The sequence below is a fragment of the Paenibacillus sp. GXUN7292 genome, from assembly GCF_050864975.1.
Taxonomy (GTDB): domain Bacteria; phylum Bacillota; class Bacilli; order Paenibacillales; family Paenibacillaceae; genus Pristimantibacillus.
The window spans coordinates 67,090-83,220 of record NZ_JBOZWO010000021.1; the positions used below are offsets into that span (position 1 = coordinate 67,090).

At 43.2% G+C, this 16,131-nt stretch carries 12 protein-coding genes; 7 read left to right on the forward strand and 5 right to left on the reverse strand.

Annotated elements, in window-relative coordinates; genetic code table 11:
- Positions 1 to 73: 73 nt before the first annotated feature.
- The 3 genes from ACRRU2_RS17390 (at position 74) to ACRRU2_RS17400 (ending at position 2,705) form a co-directional block, all read left to right on the forward strand.
- Positions 74 to 1,246 carry an MFS transporter gene (locus ACRRU2_RS17390; RefSeq protein WP_331700816.1) on the forward strand — a complete coding sequence of 391 codons (1,173 nt, stop codon included), beginning with the start codon at positions 74 to 76 and terminating at the stop codon, positions 1,244 to 1,246.
- 2 nt (positions 1,247 to 1,248) lie between these two features.
- Positions 1,249 to 1,854 carry a TVP38/TMEM64 family protein gene (locus tag ACRRU2_RS17395; protein WP_331700815.1) on the forward strand — a complete coding sequence of 202 codons (606 nt, stop codon included), beginning with the start codon at positions 1,249 to 1,251 and terminating at the stop codon, positions 1,852 to 1,854.
- Between the two features lie 563 nt (positions 1,855 to 2,417).
- The gene (locus tag ACRRU2_RS17400) at positions 2,418 to 2,705 is read left to right on the forward strand and encodes a hypothetical protein (RefSeq protein ID WP_432503570.1); all 288 of its coding nucleotides are present in this window, start codon (positions 2,418 to 2,420) and stop codon (positions 2,703 to 2,705) included.
- Positions 2,706 to 2,774: 69 nt separating this feature from the next.
- On the opposite strand, the gene ACRRU2_RS17405 is transcribed toward ACRRU2_RS17400, so the two are convergent.
- Positions 2,775 to 4,565 carry an ATP-binding protein gene (locus tag ACRRU2_RS17405; protein ID WP_432503572.1) on the reverse strand — a complete coding sequence of 597 codons (1,791 nt, stop codon included), beginning with the start codon at positions 4,563 to 4,565 and terminating at the stop codon, positions 2,775 to 2,777.
- A gap of 213 nt (positions 4,566 to 4,778) precedes the next feature.
- Here ACRRU2_RS17405 and mscL point away from each other — a divergent pair, with 213 nt between their 5' ends.
- From mscL to ACRRU2_RS17425, 4 genes are all read left to right on the forward strand, one after another.
- Entirely contained in the window at positions 4,779 to 5,243 is a 465-nt protein-coding gene (gene mscL / locus ACRRU2_RS17410) for a large-conductance mechanosensitive channel protein MscL (RefSeq protein WP_432503574.1), read from the forward strand.
- Between the two features lie 572 nt (positions 5,244 to 5,815).
- Positions 5,816 to 6,712, forward strand: a complete 897-nt coding sequence (locus tag ACRRU2_RS17415) for a manganese catalase family protein (protein WP_331700812.1) — start codon at positions 5,816 to 5,818, stop codon at positions 6,710 to 6,712.
- 81 nt (positions 6,713 to 6,793) lie between these two features.
- The gene (locus ACRRU2_RS17420) at positions 6,794 to 7,438 is read left to right on the forward strand and encodes a TraX family protein (protein WP_331700811.1); all 645 of its coding nucleotides are present in this window, start codon (positions 6,794 to 6,796) and stop codon (positions 7,436 to 7,438) included.
- Positions 7,439 to 7,525: 87 nt separating this feature from the next.
- Positions 7,526 to 7,744, forward strand: coding sequence for a hypothetical protein (locus ACRRU2_RS17425; protein WP_331700810.1), 219 nt, complete (start codon positions 7,526 to 7,528; stop codon positions 7,742 to 7,744).
- Positions 7,745 to 7,830: 86 nt separating this feature from the next.
- Here the strand turns inward: ACRRU2_RS17425 and ACRRU2_RS17430 are convergent, their stop codons facing one another.
- The 4 genes from ACRRU2_RS17430 to ACRRU2_RS17445 all read right to left on the reverse strand — a co-directional run bounded on the left by ACRRU2_RS17430 (position 7,831) and on the right by ACRRU2_RS17445 (position 16,060).
- Positions 7,831 to 8,547, reverse strand: coding sequence for a response regulator transcription factor (locus ACRRU2_RS17430; protein ID WP_432503577.1), 717 nt, complete (start codon positions 8,545 to 8,547; stop codon positions 7,831 to 7,833).
- Between the two features lie 98 nt (positions 8,548 to 8,645).
- The gene (locus tag ACRRU2_RS17435) at positions 8,646 to 12,503 is read right to left on the reverse strand and encodes a response regulator (protein ID WP_432503579.1); all 3,858 of its coding nucleotides are present in this window, start codon (positions 12,501 to 12,503) and stop codon (positions 8,646 to 8,648) included.
- Positions 12,504 to 12,586: 83 nt separating this feature from the next.
- Positions 12,587 to 14,011, reverse strand: a complete 1,425-nt coding sequence (locus tag ACRRU2_RS17440; RefSeq protein ID WP_432503581.1) for an HD-GYP domain-containing protein — start codon at positions 14,009 to 14,011, stop codon at positions 12,587 to 12,589.
- 36 nt (positions 14,012 to 14,047) lie between these two features.
- On the reverse strand, positions 14,048 to 16,060 hold the full coding sequence (locus ACRRU2_RS17445) for a bifunctional diguanylate cyclase/phosphodiesterase (RefSeq protein ID WP_432503583.1): 2,013 nt from the start codon (positions 16,058 to 16,060) through the stop codon (positions 14,048 to 14,050).
- Between the last annotated feature and the right edge of the window lie 71 nt (positions 16,061 to 16,131).

A 16,131-nucleotide genomic window follows, 5' to 3' on the forward strand; every position in this document is an offset into this window, starting at 1 on the left:
TTCATCACAAACTGGATATTTTACCTTACAAACATTAATAATGATAATAACTTACATATAAAGGAGTTATATCGTGCACACATCAACCACAGCCAAAGCCTGGTTTGGAGCTGAAATGAAGCTCGTCTCAGTCATATTATTTATAGTAGAATTTGTTCGTGGCGCAGTGCTGGTTAGTTTATTGCCGATTTATGGAACAAAAACATTAGGCTTATCGTCTGATATTATTGGCATAGCTATTTCGGCTCATTATATTGTCGATACTGTGCTCAAGATGGTCATAGGCTATTTGTTGGATCGTTTCTCAGGAAGATTAGTGGTCCTCGTTGGCTTCATTCTTTCTCTCATCGGAATATATACTTTGCAATTCGCCGATTTGCCATGGATGTTTATAGGTGCAGCTGCGATTTACGGTGTCGGCATGTCTCCTCTTTGGATCGTGTGTCTTACTAAAGTAACAGAGGAGCATCGTGCGACGCAAATGGGCGTGTTATACACGATATGGCTTGTCGGCCTCGGCAGCGGACCTATCGTTTGCAATGTCATATTAGATTATAGCACGCCGTTTGCCTATCAGCTGCTTGTTGGATTATCTTTACTTGCGTGTATTCTTACGCCATTTATGAAAAAAGAAGCAGCAGCCAGCGCTACACCTGTTCCATTAGGGAAGCAGTTCCAAGTTTTGAAGCAGCAAATCTCGCAGATGCGTCTATTGCTGCCGGGCATGATTTTACAGACGCTCGGCGCCAGCATGCTGCTGCCTATTCTGCCTGCCTTTGCCCAAGACAACCTGGGCCTTTCAGGTATACAATACTCCATCCTGCTAACAGCTGGCGGAGCTTGTGCCGTTATCGGATTAATACCGATGGGCAAGCTTGCAGACCGGCTAGGCGGCAAACGCTGGTTTCTAGGAATTGGATTTAGCGCATTTGCAATTTGTCTTTATGTATTGGCATGGGGCTTATCATTTTGGTATTGTTTATTTATTGCCATAGGCTTGGGAATTGCCTATTCCGCTATTCTACCTACATGGAATGCCTTGCTGGCTTCTTATGTGCCGCCCAAGCAAGAAGGTTTGGGCTGGGGAATGCTTTCCGCCTTCGAAGGCGTAGGGGTCATGATTGGACCTGTTGCGGGGGGCTTCATCGCACTTTGGAATGGCTCGATTTCTGTTATTTGGACAAGCGCCATATTATTTGCAATAATCGGGATCTTCTACGCAATTATCTACAAGAACGGGGATTAGTAATGAGTCAATTGCACGATTGGATAGATAAGCTCAAAAATTTGGATTTGGAGCAAATGCAGCAAACATTGGAGCGTCTTTCAGAATACGGCCCTCTCCCAGGCATTCTCTTGCCTTTTGTGGAAGCGTTCCTGCCTTTTCTTCCGCTTATCGTTATTATTGCAGCGAATGTAAACATTTACGGTTTGGGCGTTGGATTCCTTTTATCCTGGGTAGGTGTAACGGCCGGAAAAGTAGTGTTATTTTTAATTTGCCGCTATTTCGGAAAAAATGTAAAAGCTCGTATTGAAAAAAAATATCCAAAGTCAGAGCGCTTTTTTAACTGGATCGATAGGAAAGGCTTCTCGCCGTTATTTTTGCTGTCCAGCTTTCCCTTTACACCGTCTGTTGTTATTACGGTTGTCGCTGGCCTAAGCCGAGTTCCCTTTCATACTTTTTTCCTTGCAACTGTACTTGGAAAAGCTGTCATGATTCTGATCATTTCTCTTATTAGCTTCGATATTTCCCATGCCATGCAGCAGCCTTGGCGGTTTGTCGTTATTACGATTACTATTGTTGTACTATGGTATGGCGGCAAGAAATTGGAATCACGTTACCAGTTGAACTAACTGGCTTCTAGTATGATGATCATCCTTAAATAAGCAACAGAAGAGGTGGAACTGCGATCCAGTTTGGGCTTCACAATGAATGGACGTGGTCACACGTTCCGTTATTTGCCTAAAAACCGCCCTTTTTTAAATTACGCGGACACACATTCCGCTATCCGGCTCTAAATGGGACTTATTCTTCGATTTATTGACCAATAGCGGAACGTCTGTCACTTTACCTCCTCAAAACTGCGATTTTGGGCCAAATAGCGGAACGACTGACCATTGATCGAAGTTGTCGATTCCTTGTAGAAAGGGCAACAAGCAATATGTGATGGTTGATACATAGCTCTGTAACCGCGCGGTACACGTCAACAATTTTCCAATATAAGTTTCCACAACAAACTGAAGAAATGCAGTTAGCTTTGGCGCGTGAGTACTCCTTCCATAAAAAAAGAGTTCGCCATTGTTGCAAACTAGATACATGAAATCCATTTAGAATCCTATGTTTGATAAAAAAGGAGGTCTAGATGCATAAAATCAGGCCGTTGAACGCTAACGGAACTGAGGAGGGTGTCGATTAATTGTGGGCAACGATTGGCAAGCAAAAAGAAAGGGGAACGAAGAGCAAGATTGGGAATGGAGAAGCGGTAGCGTCCGCCTTTGTAGACCAATTTTATCCTATGCAGGGAGGGGTTATTTCATCAAAAAAATTGGACTACAACAGCGGTCGGAATCCCAAACTTGATCGTAGTAACATCCCTTTCGATTGCTTATTGCCCTATCCACAATTAATCGACATCCTACTGAGACACGCTATCAAAACAGTGTATCCTGTTATATTCTCAGCAGTCAGCAGTCTCAGCAGTTAGCAGTCAGCAGTCTCAGCAGTCAGCAGTCTCAGCAGTCAGCAGTTAGCAGTCTCAGCCTAGTGAGTGCACTTACGGCTTATCTGCAATTAATTCGGCATGCGCGCTCAGCACTCCGATCGCTCCAGTCGCCTGCTTGTTTTTCGGCAGCCATATTGTATATGTCGTACCGAAGCCTTTCTTGCTATCCGCGCTAATTCTTCCGCCATGATGATCGATAATCGTATAGGACACCATCAGCTCGATGCCAGTGCCCTGCTCCTTGGTCGTAAAATATGCTTGACCGATACGAGCCAGCTGCTCCTCCGTAATGCCTTCGCCTTCATCTTTAATGACAATAACAATCTCATCCATACTGTTCAAATAAAGCTGTATGTAAACGGTACCGCCTTCTTGTGTAGCTTGCGTTGCATTTTTCAATAAATTATGAAATACGATGCGCAGCTGCTGCTCAACCCCTCGAACGAGCAAGGGCGGAGTATCCATTCTGCATTGAATCTGCACTGAGGTAGACGTAAGCAGCTGCTCCAAGCCTGCTATCTCTTCATTCACCAGCTTCGATATATCCAGCAATTTATAATCCGTTGTTTGAGGCTTGACCAGCATCAGCATATTATTAATAATGGACTCGATATCCAGCAGTTCCTGTTTCATAACGGTGTAATATGTTTTTTTGCTGAGTCTTCCATTCATAATTAAATGCAAAAACCCTTTAATTGAAGTAAGCGGATTTCTAATTTCATGAGCGATGCACGCTGCCATATGCTTTGTAGCGGAAAGCTTGGCCGCAGATAATCTTCTCTCCTCTTCCTTCTTCTGCTTCATAATATCTTTAATCCATATTTGCTGGTAAGCATTCCCCGCCTCTGTGCACATAAGCAATGTTACTTCAGTATGGCGCTGCTCTCCCTCAAAGGTTTTCCATCTGAGCTCGATCGGCTCAGTTTGCTGCATGTATGCCAGGCTGAGCCATTGTGAAAATCGTTCATGATCGCGCGGATCAATGAGCGCATAAATCGATTTCCCTATTAAATCCCGCTCATGATAGGCTTGGAACAGCCGGAGCCCTGACGGGTTAATATACTCCCACCGGTCATCTTTAATTAGTGCTGTAGTATCTGAAAATTGTTCGACAAGCAGTTTATACTTATGGTAGGATTCCAAAATCGTCTTCTTGGAAAGCCACCATTGCAAAGCCATACTAAACATTGTGACAACAAAAAACAGGACAAGCAATTTAAGCAATTGAATTATATTATTAGGATAATTAAAGGAGATGACCTGCCGCCCTTGCCTTATAGCGAGCATGACCAAGAAGCTGCTGGCTGTGACAGTTGCGGCCAAAATAATGCCTGCCTTCAAGCGATAAAACGGAATAAGCTTCTGTCTGAACCAATAAAAGGCACCTATAACACCTGCACCGCAAATTAAAAAAATAAAAATAAGATGGATATAAAACGAAGAATGGCTAATGGAATCGTCAAAATACAAGATATGTACAAGGGGTACTGCTATGCCCAGCATGAACAGGCCAGCACTTAACATATATCTCGACCGAAGCTTTTTTTTCCATATAAGTGTTGCGATTGCCGCACTGGATACAACAAAGCCATGCAGCAGAATTGATTCTTTATCGACAAATAGATAGGTATGTGGTGAGACTGTCATTTCTATTGCCATACCGGTCGTCCATTGCCCAACTGAATATACGAAAGCTGCGCCAATTAAAATAAACAGGAGCGGCTTGCTTCTATGCATTTTGTAATAGTCTACCATTGTAAACATTGTATAAGATGTATAGATCATTACACCTAAAGCAACCGTCAGCAAAACGATTGGCTCCAGCAGCATGTCCCAACTCATTCTGTGCCTCCTCGAATGTATAAACATATTAGAAAGTTCGACAAATTTCCATAAAATCCTTTTCATGTCGATTCAATATGTTGCATTTTGTAAGGATTGGTTTTAAACTATTGCAAATAAGGTGTTTAATAGACTACATAGGCTAGAATGTCATGAATAGTGAGATTGTTAACAGGTAATACTGTGAATGATAGAATCGTGGAGGTATTGGCTATGAAAAAAATATTAAATGAGTTCAAAGAATTTGCTGTTAAAGGCAATGTCATCGATCTGGCAGTCGGTGTCATTATCGGCGGTGCATTTGGAAAAATTGTTACCTCCCTTGTTAATGATATTATTATGCCGCCAATTGGCAGATTGCTAGGCGAAGTGAATTTTAAAGATCTTAAATATTATTTGGTAGATACGTCCAATATGGACAAAGATGCTTTAGCGACTGCTGCTGCTATTAATTACGGGCAGTTTATTAATGTTATGCTAGACTTTATTATTGTTGCATTTTGTATTTTTATGCTGGTAAAAGGTATTAACTTCCTTCGCAACAGCCATAAAAAAGAAGAAAAGCCGGCTGATCCGACTGAAAAGGAATGTCCGCGCTGTCTCTCTCAAGTCCCTATTAAAGCTACCCGCTGCAAGTACTGCACATCCGAGCTGGAAGGCTCCAAGCAAGCAGGCTGACAGCTTATTACGTGAAAACTTATAAAGTCTAATAATTTGAAAAAGGAATGCACAGCTTAACGCTGCCGCATTCCTTTTTTTTAAAATCCGTCACAGAATCTCTCATTGCGAACGCAAATCTCTACTGTTGTAACATTGGAAGCAAAGCGGCCGAAGACGCATCTAATCGTTACACAGCTAAATCCGTTGCAGCAGAAAAATCGGACTACACGGCAATGTCTGCCTAGCAATTGCTCAATGAATCTTGCATCACGGCAGCGAACGGCTCTATTGAATTCTCTAGCAACACGGCGATTTGTTAGCTTTCTAAAGAAAGAACCTAGCTCCCTGCCAGATCTTTGAGTAGCAGCAACCGCAGACTCGTGTCTATTGAAACGGGAGTTCAACACTCTACTCATATTATCCCCCCTCTCATATCTAGCTGTTCTATTATATGCAGTCTTTCTATTTTTGGATGGTACAAACAAACAGGTTTATATAAACGGTGATACAAATTTATACAAATTAAGTCAGCATGGTTTTTCTTCCCACGGCATACACTAAAGCATCAATTACGATGGGAGGTTTTTTATTTGTTTCAACGCTTGAATCGACTTCAGATTGAGCTGCCTGCATCTCCCTACGCTGATGCCAACGCTGCAGCAGCTGTACAAGAGCTGCTAGGCGGAAAATACGGTGAGATGTCCACGCTGAACAATTACTTATTTCAATCTTTCAATTTCCGAGAGAAGAAAAAGCTAAAACCTTTCTATGACTTAGTTGCTAGCATAACTGCAGAAGAGCTTGGTCATGTTGAACTCGTATCAGCAGCTATAAATATGGTGTTAACTGGTACAACCAGTGCCGGACAGCCAGATTCCACCCCGCTTCATGAAGGCTTGAACAAACGTAACAGCTACTTTTTTATTAGTACAGCCCAAACCTCGCTGCCAGGCGATTCTATGGGCAGAGCCTGGACCGGAGACAATGTATTCAGCAGCGGCAATTTGGTTTTGGACTTGCTCCATAACTTTTTTCTTGAGTGCGGGGCGCGCACACATAAAATGCGAGTATACGAAATGACCGATCATCCAACCGCACGAGAAATGATTGGTTATTTGCTTGTAAGAGGGGGAGTTCATGTTTTGGCATATGCCAAAGCGCTTGAAGTTGCAACCGGAGTGGATGTGAAGCGTCTTATTCCTATACCGGATTTAAGCAATGAGCATTTTGAAACAGCCCGAAAATTTGAAGCGATGGGCTTAGGAAATAAGCTATATACCTTCAGTCCTAATGACTATAAAGATATTGCACTGATTTGGAACGGACAAAACCCTTTGAACGGCTTGCCGCTTGAGGTCATTCAAGGTGTTCCCGAAGGTGCGCCTATGTTTGACTTGCCTTCCTCTCCGGAGGAATTCGCACCCGGCATATCACAAGAGGATTTTATGGAGATTGCCAGAAGACTGCAAAAAAATGCCGGACTGTAGTTATTTTTCATTGTTCCGGATTTATTATTAATCCCAGCAAGGAGCATGCTATAATACTACCAAGAAGAAACGCCTTACGAGGTGATTGTCATACAATTCATTGCTATGCTTACGATGCTGATTGATCATATTGGTGCTGCTTTTTTTCCAGAAGACTCCTATTTCCGCGTGGTGGGAAGGATTGCCTTTCCTCTCTATGCCTATTTGCTCGTTCTTGGCTATGGGAGAACGCGCAATATTACAAGATATACAGCTAGACTTGCTGTACTGGCGCTTATCTCGCAAATTCCTTTTTCACTGTTATTTCATACTTACCATTTAAACGCCGTTGCAACCTTGCTGGCGGCTCTGTTTACGATTCGCATTATTGACCATTTCCGTTCAGCTTTGTTCATACAGATGTTTGTTGTTTGTATCGCTATTTTTTTTATGGAATTCATTGCTTTTGACTACGGCATGTACGGCTTGCTGCTTGTGCTTATATACCGCTATGCCCGGCCGGCGCATATGCTGTGGCTGCATATCGCCCTTAATATAATTATCGGCTTGTTTATTAATGGCTGGTTCGTGCAGGTATACAGCTTCCTTGCAACCGTGCTGATCGTGTACTTCCCTCTGCTGCTGAAACAAATAGACAAAATCCGCATACCTCGCTGGCTATGGCTTAGCTTCTATCCTGCTCATATGCTTGTGCTTTTTGCTGTACAATTGTTAGAAAAGTATTAGTAAAGATCATATGAATCTGACAATTGTTTCATAAGCGGCTAAATAGTTTATGTTATTGTAGATGAAAGACTAATGGAGGTGTCTGCAATGATGAAAATTATTACATTTAAGAACCGCTCTGTTCCTGTTTACTGTAATAAAGACAACAACGCACTGGTTGAGCAAATTCATCATAAACTGCAGGACCTAGAACTAAACTTTGAATTCCGAAGAAAATGGAAAAGAATTCATTTCATTGAGGTTATTCATGAAGTTGCCATATTACAATACAACGACGGCACAAAATTATATATGGAAGTTAGCTAACTAGTTTTAGGTTTGCAACAGACAAAGGGACTGCCTTAGGCCATAGGCCTTCGGACAGTCCCTTTGTATTTCAACTGCATTCTTATTTAAATGACGGGTTCTGCTGCTCCATTTGTGTATTTATAGCCAAACCCCCATACTGTCCTCAAATACACCGGTTCCTTAGGATTTGGTTCAATCTTCTTCCTCAAATTCACGATATGAACATCTATTGAGCGGTCTGTAACATAAGAATTAAAGCCTCTTATTTGATTGATCAGTTCTTCTCTGCTGAACACTTTATCAGGATGCGACAAGAACAGCTTTAGCAGCTCATATTCCGAAAAGGTTGTTTCTACTGCCTTGCCCTGCACCAATAAAACACGCCGCTCATGATCCAGCTGAAGCCGTTTATTATGCTCCTGCTGAGCCGTATCTGCAGCTGACTCATCCTGAACATGCACCTGCGACCGCCGTAATAAAGCTTCAATACGAGCAGTAAGCTCATGCATGCTGAAAGGCTTGCACATATAATCGTCAGCACCGGCTCTAAGAGCCTGCACACGCTCCGAGACCTCGCTTTTTGCAGACAAAATCATAATAGGCACCATCGAATGCATGCGTATTTGAGAGCATACCTCGAGTCCGCTTTTATCAGGAAGTACAAGATCCAATAAAATCAAATTCGGCATAAACTGCTCAGCAAGCGCCAGTCCTTCTTCCGCCTGATTAGCCTGTGCAACATGATAACCCTCTTCGGACAAATACATAGCGAGCATATTACACATCATGATGTCATCTTCGATCACTAATATTTTATACATAGAAGTCACCCTTCACAGGCATGAAGTCATTTAGTTAATTAATTTAACTATACATGAGGAAAAGAACATGAACAACTATTTGTTAGAAATTTGTTAGCTCATTCCCAATTCTCCTTTAAATACTTTTCCATGCCTTTAATTAACATGCTTAAATTATTTTTTAACAGCTGCTGTTCCCGTTCGATAACCGCATCGCTGCCGCGGTCGTTTTCCTTGAGCAGCTCTGAAATTCGACTGGCGGATTGATAAACCTCTATCGCCGAAAGGTAACCGGAGGCTCCTCGCAATGTATGCAGCATACGAAGCGCTACATCAACATTTTGATTGCTGATTTCCATGCTAAGCTGCTCAGAAAATCTAAAATAATCGAGAGAAAATTGCCGCATCATATGAAGTAAAATCGTTTTTTTGCCATTAATGCGCTCCAATGCATTGGCAATATCCATTCCGCAAACTTCCATATGAGCATCTTTTGCCTGCTCCCGCTTCTTTTCCTCTTCCCCTTTATCCGCCCATTCGTTTACTTCCCGTTCTCGCAGCTGCAAAATATGGCCGCCCTTTAGCCAAAAATCTATTACACTGTATAAGCGCTCTGCTCTTACCGGCTTTGTAATGACATCATTCATTCCTACGCTGATATAAGACTCATGATCTTTTTTAACAGCATTGGCTGTCATCGCAATAATAGGAATATGATCGTACTTGGAATCCTGTCTTATAGCGCGAACGGCTTCCACCCCATCAAGAACCGGCATATGTATATCCATAAGCACCAAATCCCAGCTGTCAGCAACAAACTTCTGCAAAGCTATCGACCCGTTCTCAGCCAGCTCAACCTCATACCCCCCCTGCTGCAGCATTTCGATAGCAACCATTTGATTGATTTTGTTATCTTCAACAAGCAATATTTTTGGAGTGGATGGGATTCTGCTGCTTATCGCTGCGGCCGTTTCACGGGCAGCTTTGACGAAATCATTGCTCTCTGTTTCAAAAACCTTATTCATTGCACGGAATAAATTCATGCGCGTAATCGGACTCGTTACGATACAATAGGGCTGATCCTGCTCCGCAAGGCGCAACAGTTCATTTTGATTCGACGATGTTGTAATCGCTACAGTACGTACAGCTTTCTTGTCCGCTACATGCTTCAGCTCCAGCCAATGCTCGATTTTATTGCCTGAAAACATAGACATATCAAAAATAATAATGTCAGGCGATGGCTGCTTTTGATCAAGCAGCTGCTCCAAGGCATATTCCCAGGCTGAATACTCAGTCGCCTTCATTTCAAAAAAATCGACGACGGACAGTAGCTGCTCGCGCATTTGCTTATTATCCTCGACAATCCAGACTGAGCGTTGTTTGTTTTCAATACTTATAGCTGCAGCGGACTCCAGCGGCAAAGCATTGGAAGCAAAGGTAAGTACGAATTCAAAGGTGCTGCCAATCCCCTCCTCGCTGGAAACCTGTAATTCCCCTCCCATCAGGTCTACAAATGTTTTGGAAATAACAAGCCCCAGACCAGTGCCTCCAAACTTACGCGTGGTGGAGCTGTCTGCCTGAGTAAACGGCTTGAACAACTTGTCCATCTGTTCCTCGCTCATTCCAATTCCCGTATCGGAAATAAGGAAACGGATATCTGCTGACTGCTCAGACTGGTCTAACACTTCCACTTTAAGCCTCACATTGCCCTTGTATGTAAATTTAATCGCATTCGTACATAAATTAAGCAGAACCTGCTCTAAGCGGACTGCATCTCCTACAAGAATAAGCGGCAGCCGTTTTGGGACATCCAGTATAAACTCCAGGTTTTCCTTTTCATCCAGAAATACGCTTAATTGATTGGTCAAACGCTGCAGCAGTACATCCAGTTGAAAAGGATAGCGGTCAAGCTCAACCTTGCCGGCCTCGATTTTCGAGAAATCAAGCACGTCATTAATAATATGCAGCAAGGTTTCGGAGGAAACGGCCAGCATATTCATATATTCCTTTTGAACCTGTGAAAGCTCTGTTTTGTTCATAAGCTGCAGCAAGCCGATAATGCCGTTAAGCGGCGTACGTATTTCATGACTCATCAAGGCCAGAAAGTGGCTTTTCGCCCGATTCGCCTCATCAGCCTTTAAGGTTGCTCTAAGCAGCTCCTCCTGTACGAGCTTTTGCTCGGATACATCTCTTGCTACACAAGAGAAAAAAATCTCGCCGGTCAATTCATCGATATGTGTAACGACAATCATCGATACATATACGGCCTGCCCATCCAGTCTTTTCAGCACCGCGTCGCTTTCCCAAAATCCGTGTCGCTTGGCCCAATCGCCTCCTCTGCGCAGCACCTCAAACATTTGGTTATCCACAAATTGCTCCAGCGTACCCTCAGACATCTCTCCTTCACTCGTAATACCGAGCAGCTCTTTGCCTGCTTTGTTAATGTAGACAATATCTCCTCTAATATCTACCGAAGCAATGAGATCCTTTGCTGATTCCAATATTTCAAGCAGGCGGTTGCGAACGGTTTCCGTCTTTTTACGTTCCGTTATATCCTGAAGCATGCCGACGATGCCTGTTAGTTGGCCGGATCGGTCATGCAAGCCGTTAGAGCTTAAAATAGTTGGAATTCGAGTCCCATCCTTCCGGATAAAAAACCATTCTCTCTCATATGAGGCATGCTCGTTTTGCAGCGCCTGAAACAGCTCCAGTGACGGCTCTATTACTTTGCCTAGCTTAATAGAAAGCTTCTGTGCCTCTCTATTAATTTCATCCTCTGCAATAAAATCAAGCGGGGTAGCAATTCCCTTCAGCTCATAAAGCTCATAGCCGAGCATTTCTTCTGCGGCCTTATTCATATACGTGACATAATAATTTTCATCCAAAACGATAAACGGATACTGGTTCTGATTAATGATCGCGCTTAGCCGATCAAACATTTCCTGCAAATGCTCTGTCATCCCATTCACAGAATGCGCCAGCATTCCTATTTCGTCTCTTGGAACCGCATTCAATCGTTCCGTTCGAAAAGTTCCGCCAGCGGCTAGCTCTGTTACCGATAAAATCTTTTTCAAGCGATGTATAATTCTTTCAAAATAAATAAGGAACAATAAAACAATCGTTGCTTCCGATAAAACGATCATAAGCATAATTCTCCAAAAGATTGGATTCAGCTTCGTTTGGAAGGCTGATTCCGGCACCTGAAGCGCAAGCCGCCATGGCGTATCAGCAACTTTTGTATAAAAGACAAGATCGCGCTTCCCCTCATACTTTGCTAGTGCAGTTCCGCTGTCATTCAATAGCATCTCCGCTGATGCTGTATAAAACTTGGAGGACTTGTCCTGTATATTATATAAGGAAGCTTCTTTGATGTCTGAGCAATAAAGCACCAATCCGTCCTGGTTGTACAATCTTGTCGGCGTTCCCGGATCAGGTATATTTAAGTAAGGAAGCAATGAGGTGAATGGTATAGCTGCATAAAGCACTCCGACATTTTGAAAGGATTCGGGGTCAAAGACCGGTACCGCTATAACCGTTTCGTAATTTAAAAAATGCTTTGATGTATAGGGATCGGTTATAATAGTTTCGCCCTTTAGAGCCAACTGGAAAAAAGACTCATCACTTAAATTTAATGATGCGCCATCGCTGCGTACTGCCGTTCCATTTGAATCAATAAAACCGAGTGCTGCTTCTGAAAATCCGCTTCGAGCCAGCTCCCGCTCGAAATAAGCGATTCGCTCCTCGCTCGTTCCATATCTTACGAGACGCGTTCGGCTCATTATCAATAATTCTGCCTGACGGATCGAAATCCAAGCGGAGAGCTCCTTAGAGCGCATATCAAGCTGGCTTGCAATTTTGTCATACTCCGTTTGCAGCATCGTATGCTTGACTGCAGTATAATTCCCGTAGCCCGCAATAAGAAGAGGAATGAGAGAAATAATGACGATAAGAAGTAACCCTTTTGTACGAAGTGACATGCATATTCCTCCTTATACCGCTTCCTCCACCATTCGTTCTATTTCCATCACTTCCAAAATATTGAACTAGTGTATAAATGTTATTATAGCTTAACAGGAGAATTTGTCTGCATTATATTAGAAAAAAAATCTGATTGCTCTGCCACGACACGTTTCCACGCTTCTACGCAATGGGGGTCAAAATGTCTGCCGCTCTCTTTTACAATAATGGCCATCGCTTCTTCCTGCGTCATTGCTTTTCGATACGAGCGTGTTGAAGTAAGCGCGTCATAGACATCTGCTATTGCTGTAATTCTAGCCAGCAGCGGTATTTCCTGGCCTTGCAGGCGGTCTGGGTAGCCAGTGCCATTGAACTTTTCATGATGAGATCGAATGATAGACAGCCCTTCAATCATAAAACCGAGTCGCTTGCATATTTCATATCCCGCAACGGGATGCTCTTCGATAATAGCCCGTTCTTCTGGCGTTAACTTCCCAGGTTTGTTCAATATTTGATTAGGAATGGAAAGCTTGCCCACATCATGCACTAGCCCTCCTTGCATAATTGCTTGTAGCTGAGCCAGCGGAAGCTTAAGCTCTTCTCCGAGCTTTAACGCATACCTAGCTACACGATAATTATGACCCGCCGTATAAGCATCCCTTGCCTCGGTCGTCATAACAAGCTGCTTAACGCTCGGCCGTATATACATTCTCATCCAGTCAAAGGAATGAATATAAAATAACTGCTTAAACGTAGATAGCAGCGAGCCTCTGCTCCAATACTCCCTAAGCATACCGATCATCATAATAGCGACAGCAGCAAACAAGAGCACATGGAACGTCCACCAGCTCAAGCTCCATGTCTCGCCTGTTGTTATAATAATTCCAGCAGCCATCATCCAGCCTGTACTATAAGCCATCGCCAGCTGCAACGGAAAGCACGACACCGTATAATTATGGACATAATGACGAATCGTCCAGCTGTTAAGCGCAATAATAACCGCTAGTATAATCCATTTGCTTAACGAGCCCATGTACAGCAGCTTCATTAACTCTGGTTCATTCCATACCACGAGTACGCCGATTAGCAGTAAAAGGGACCAAACCGGCAAAAGCCAGGCTTGCCTTCTGGCAAACCAGCGAATGGCAAAACGGTCAACTGCGATTGTAGAAAGCCACAGCCAGAACGAGGCTAGCAGAACACTCAAATAAATCGCATTACTCTCGGATTCATGCAATCGCATGACATCTGCCGATGAGGACAAGCCGATTAACAAAAAAAGAGCAGACAGAGATAAGTACGCTAAGGATAAGAAGCTAACTTTAATATTTCGAACTCGTACAGCAATAAAACTGACAACAATGGCAAGGAGAAGCGCCAGCATCGAAACAATGCTGACTACATAAAAATGCTCTCTTGGCGCTTCGATAGTCACATTATAGGCAGAGATGTTCAATAGTAAATAAGCAAGCAGAGGCAAAAAAATACATGCCAACAGCGCTGCATAAACGCCCGCTTTTTTCCTCATCTGTCTCCTCCTCCAGTGCATTGCGGGACTATTAAACTATGCGGACAACCCATCGAGCCAAGCATCCAATTCCTCTCGCGGCATTGGTTGCTTAAAATAATAGCCTTGCATAATAGAGCAGCCTGCTCTTTTCAAAAACTGCAGCTGGCTTTCATTCTCGACTCCTTCAGCAATGAGCTGAAGCTTTAATTCACTTGCCAAGGTGACGATTGAATTAACAACTGCCTGTTTGGTGGGCGATTCAAAATCCTGCATATATAATCTGTCGATTTTTAGCGTATGAAATGGTATTTGACCAATCGAACCCAAGAACGAATAGCCCGAGCCGAAGTTGTCCATGGAAATACGCACGCCTATTTCTTGAATAGGCTTAAGCTGCTGCAGCACTTCCTCCACGTCGTTATGTACAACTGACTCTATTATTTCCAGCTCCAGCAGCTCTGGCGATAAGCCAGATTGCTGTAAGGATTTGTCCACCATATCCCATAGATTTTTGCTTTCAATAACTTTCAAAGAGAGATTTACAGATACCGAAAGATTACTGTCGCCTTTTGCATTCCACTGCGTGCAATCCATACAAGCCTGCTTCAATACCCATCTTGTTATAGGTACAATCAATCCCGTTTCTTCCGCAATAGGTATAAATTCTGCCGGTGCAATATTGCCGAGCGTTGGATGAGTCCAGCGCAGCAGCGCTTCGAAGCCGATAGGCTTGTTTGTCTCCGCATTCCATTTTGGCTGGTAGTGGATTTTCAATTGATCCAGCACAAAAGAAGTACGCAAGCCCTTTTCAATTTCCATGCGCCTTACTAATTTATGATTCAGTTCTTCATTGTATGAACAGTACTGATTTTTGCCCAACCCTTTGGCGTAGTACATAGCCGTATCCGCAGATTTCAGCAAATCGGTCAAGGTTGTCCCGTGCTCAGGCGAATAGCTGATGCCAATAGATCCCGTTACATACAGCTCATTGCCGATTAACACATACGGTTTGCGTATTTCTTCCAAGATCTGTTCAGCCAATCGCTCTGCGTTGTGATGCTGCTTTTCATTCGTAACCATTAAAAACTCGTCGCCGCCAAGCCTGAAAATATGACTGCTGGCGTTCATAAAGCCGCTAATACGACTGCCGACTTCCTTCACAAGCAAATCGCCAACATCATGCCCCAGCGTATCATTAATCAGCTTAAATTGGTCCAAATCTAGAAAAAGCACAGAAAAGGAATGTTTGGGCTGTATGTCCGTAAAATATTGATTCATCGCATGCCGGTTAGGCAATCCTGTTAAAGGATCGCTATACGCCATCTGTTTCAATATCTTCCTCTCCCAGAACAGGGCGAAGGAAGTTACGACCACTAAGGCAAGCATAACAATACTGACTGCAAAAATAAGAAAAATATCTGTTGAGCTCTGCGGCAGTGAGGCTGCCAATACCGGGTCAATACACCAGAAGGAGCTCGCTTCCATGCCTGTATAGTGCATGCCGCAAATAGCTGTGCCCATGAGAAAAGCAACGAGCCATTTGGTCCATGCCGATTTATGGCGATGGCGAAAACGAATAAAGAAGAACAACGCTGCATACGAGGCCATGACTGCAATAACAGCAGACAAAATAAAGAGCAGCGGATCATATTTAATTTGTAGAAATGCGCTTTGCATCGACGCCATACCCGTATAATGCATCGTTACAATACCAGCGCCCATAATAACTGCAGCCAATGGGAGCGTATATTTACTGCTGGTGCTCCTGTTCGTTATGTAAAAAGCAAACATTGAAGCGCAAATACTGGCTAATAATGATATGATCGTGGTTTGCAAATGGTAATTTACTTGAACTTCCATATGAAAAGCCAGCATTCCGACAAAATGCATGGACCATATGCCAAACCCCATAACTAACCCGGAAACGACAAGCCACCTCCACTGTGCCCGGCCTGTCGTTTTCGATAGCTTATAGGTAAGATTAAGAGCAGAATAAGATGTAAATAATGCAATCATAAAAGATAATAATACTATCCAGTCATTATAACTGCCGTTAATACTGATCATTGATCCCTCCGCAACAACCCGTGCTTCACACTTGTAGTCATACTACCAAGTATTAGTATACCAATTAGCAC

Bases quoted from the DNA above. Each gene is read 5' to 3' on its own strand.
- ACRRU2_RS17395 (WP_331700815.1), top strand. From the start codon at position 1,249: ATGAGTCAATTGCACGATTGGATAGATAAGCTCAAAAATTTGGATTTG.
- ACRRU2_RS17405 (WP_432503572.1), bottom strand. From the start codon at position 4,565: ATGAGTTGGGACATGCTGCTGGAGCCAATCGTTTTGCTGACGGTTGCT.
- mscL (WP_432503574.1), top strand. From the start codon at position 4,779: ATGAAAAAAATATTAAATGAGTTCAAAGAATTTGCTGTTAAAGGCAAT.
- ACRRU2_RS17425 (WP_331700810.1), top strand. From the start codon at position 7,526: ATGATGAAAATTATTACATTTAAGAACCGCTCTGTTCCTGTTTACTGT.
- ACRRU2_RS17430 (WP_432503577.1), bottom strand. From the start codon at position 8,547: ATGTATAAAATATTAGTGATCGAAGATGACATCATGATGTGTAATATG.
- ACRRU2_RS17435 (WP_432503579.1), bottom strand. From the start codon at position 12,503: ATGTCACTTCGTACAAAAGGGTTACTTCTTATCGTCATTATTTCTCTC.
- ACRRU2_RS17440 (WP_432503581.1), bottom strand. From the start codon at position 14,011: ATGAGGAAAAAAGCGGGCGTTTATGCAGCGCTGTTGGCATGTATTTTT.
- ACRRU2_RS17445 (WP_432503583.1), bottom strand. From the start codon at position 16,060: ATGATCAGTATTAACGGCAGTTATAATGACTGGATAGTATTATTATCT.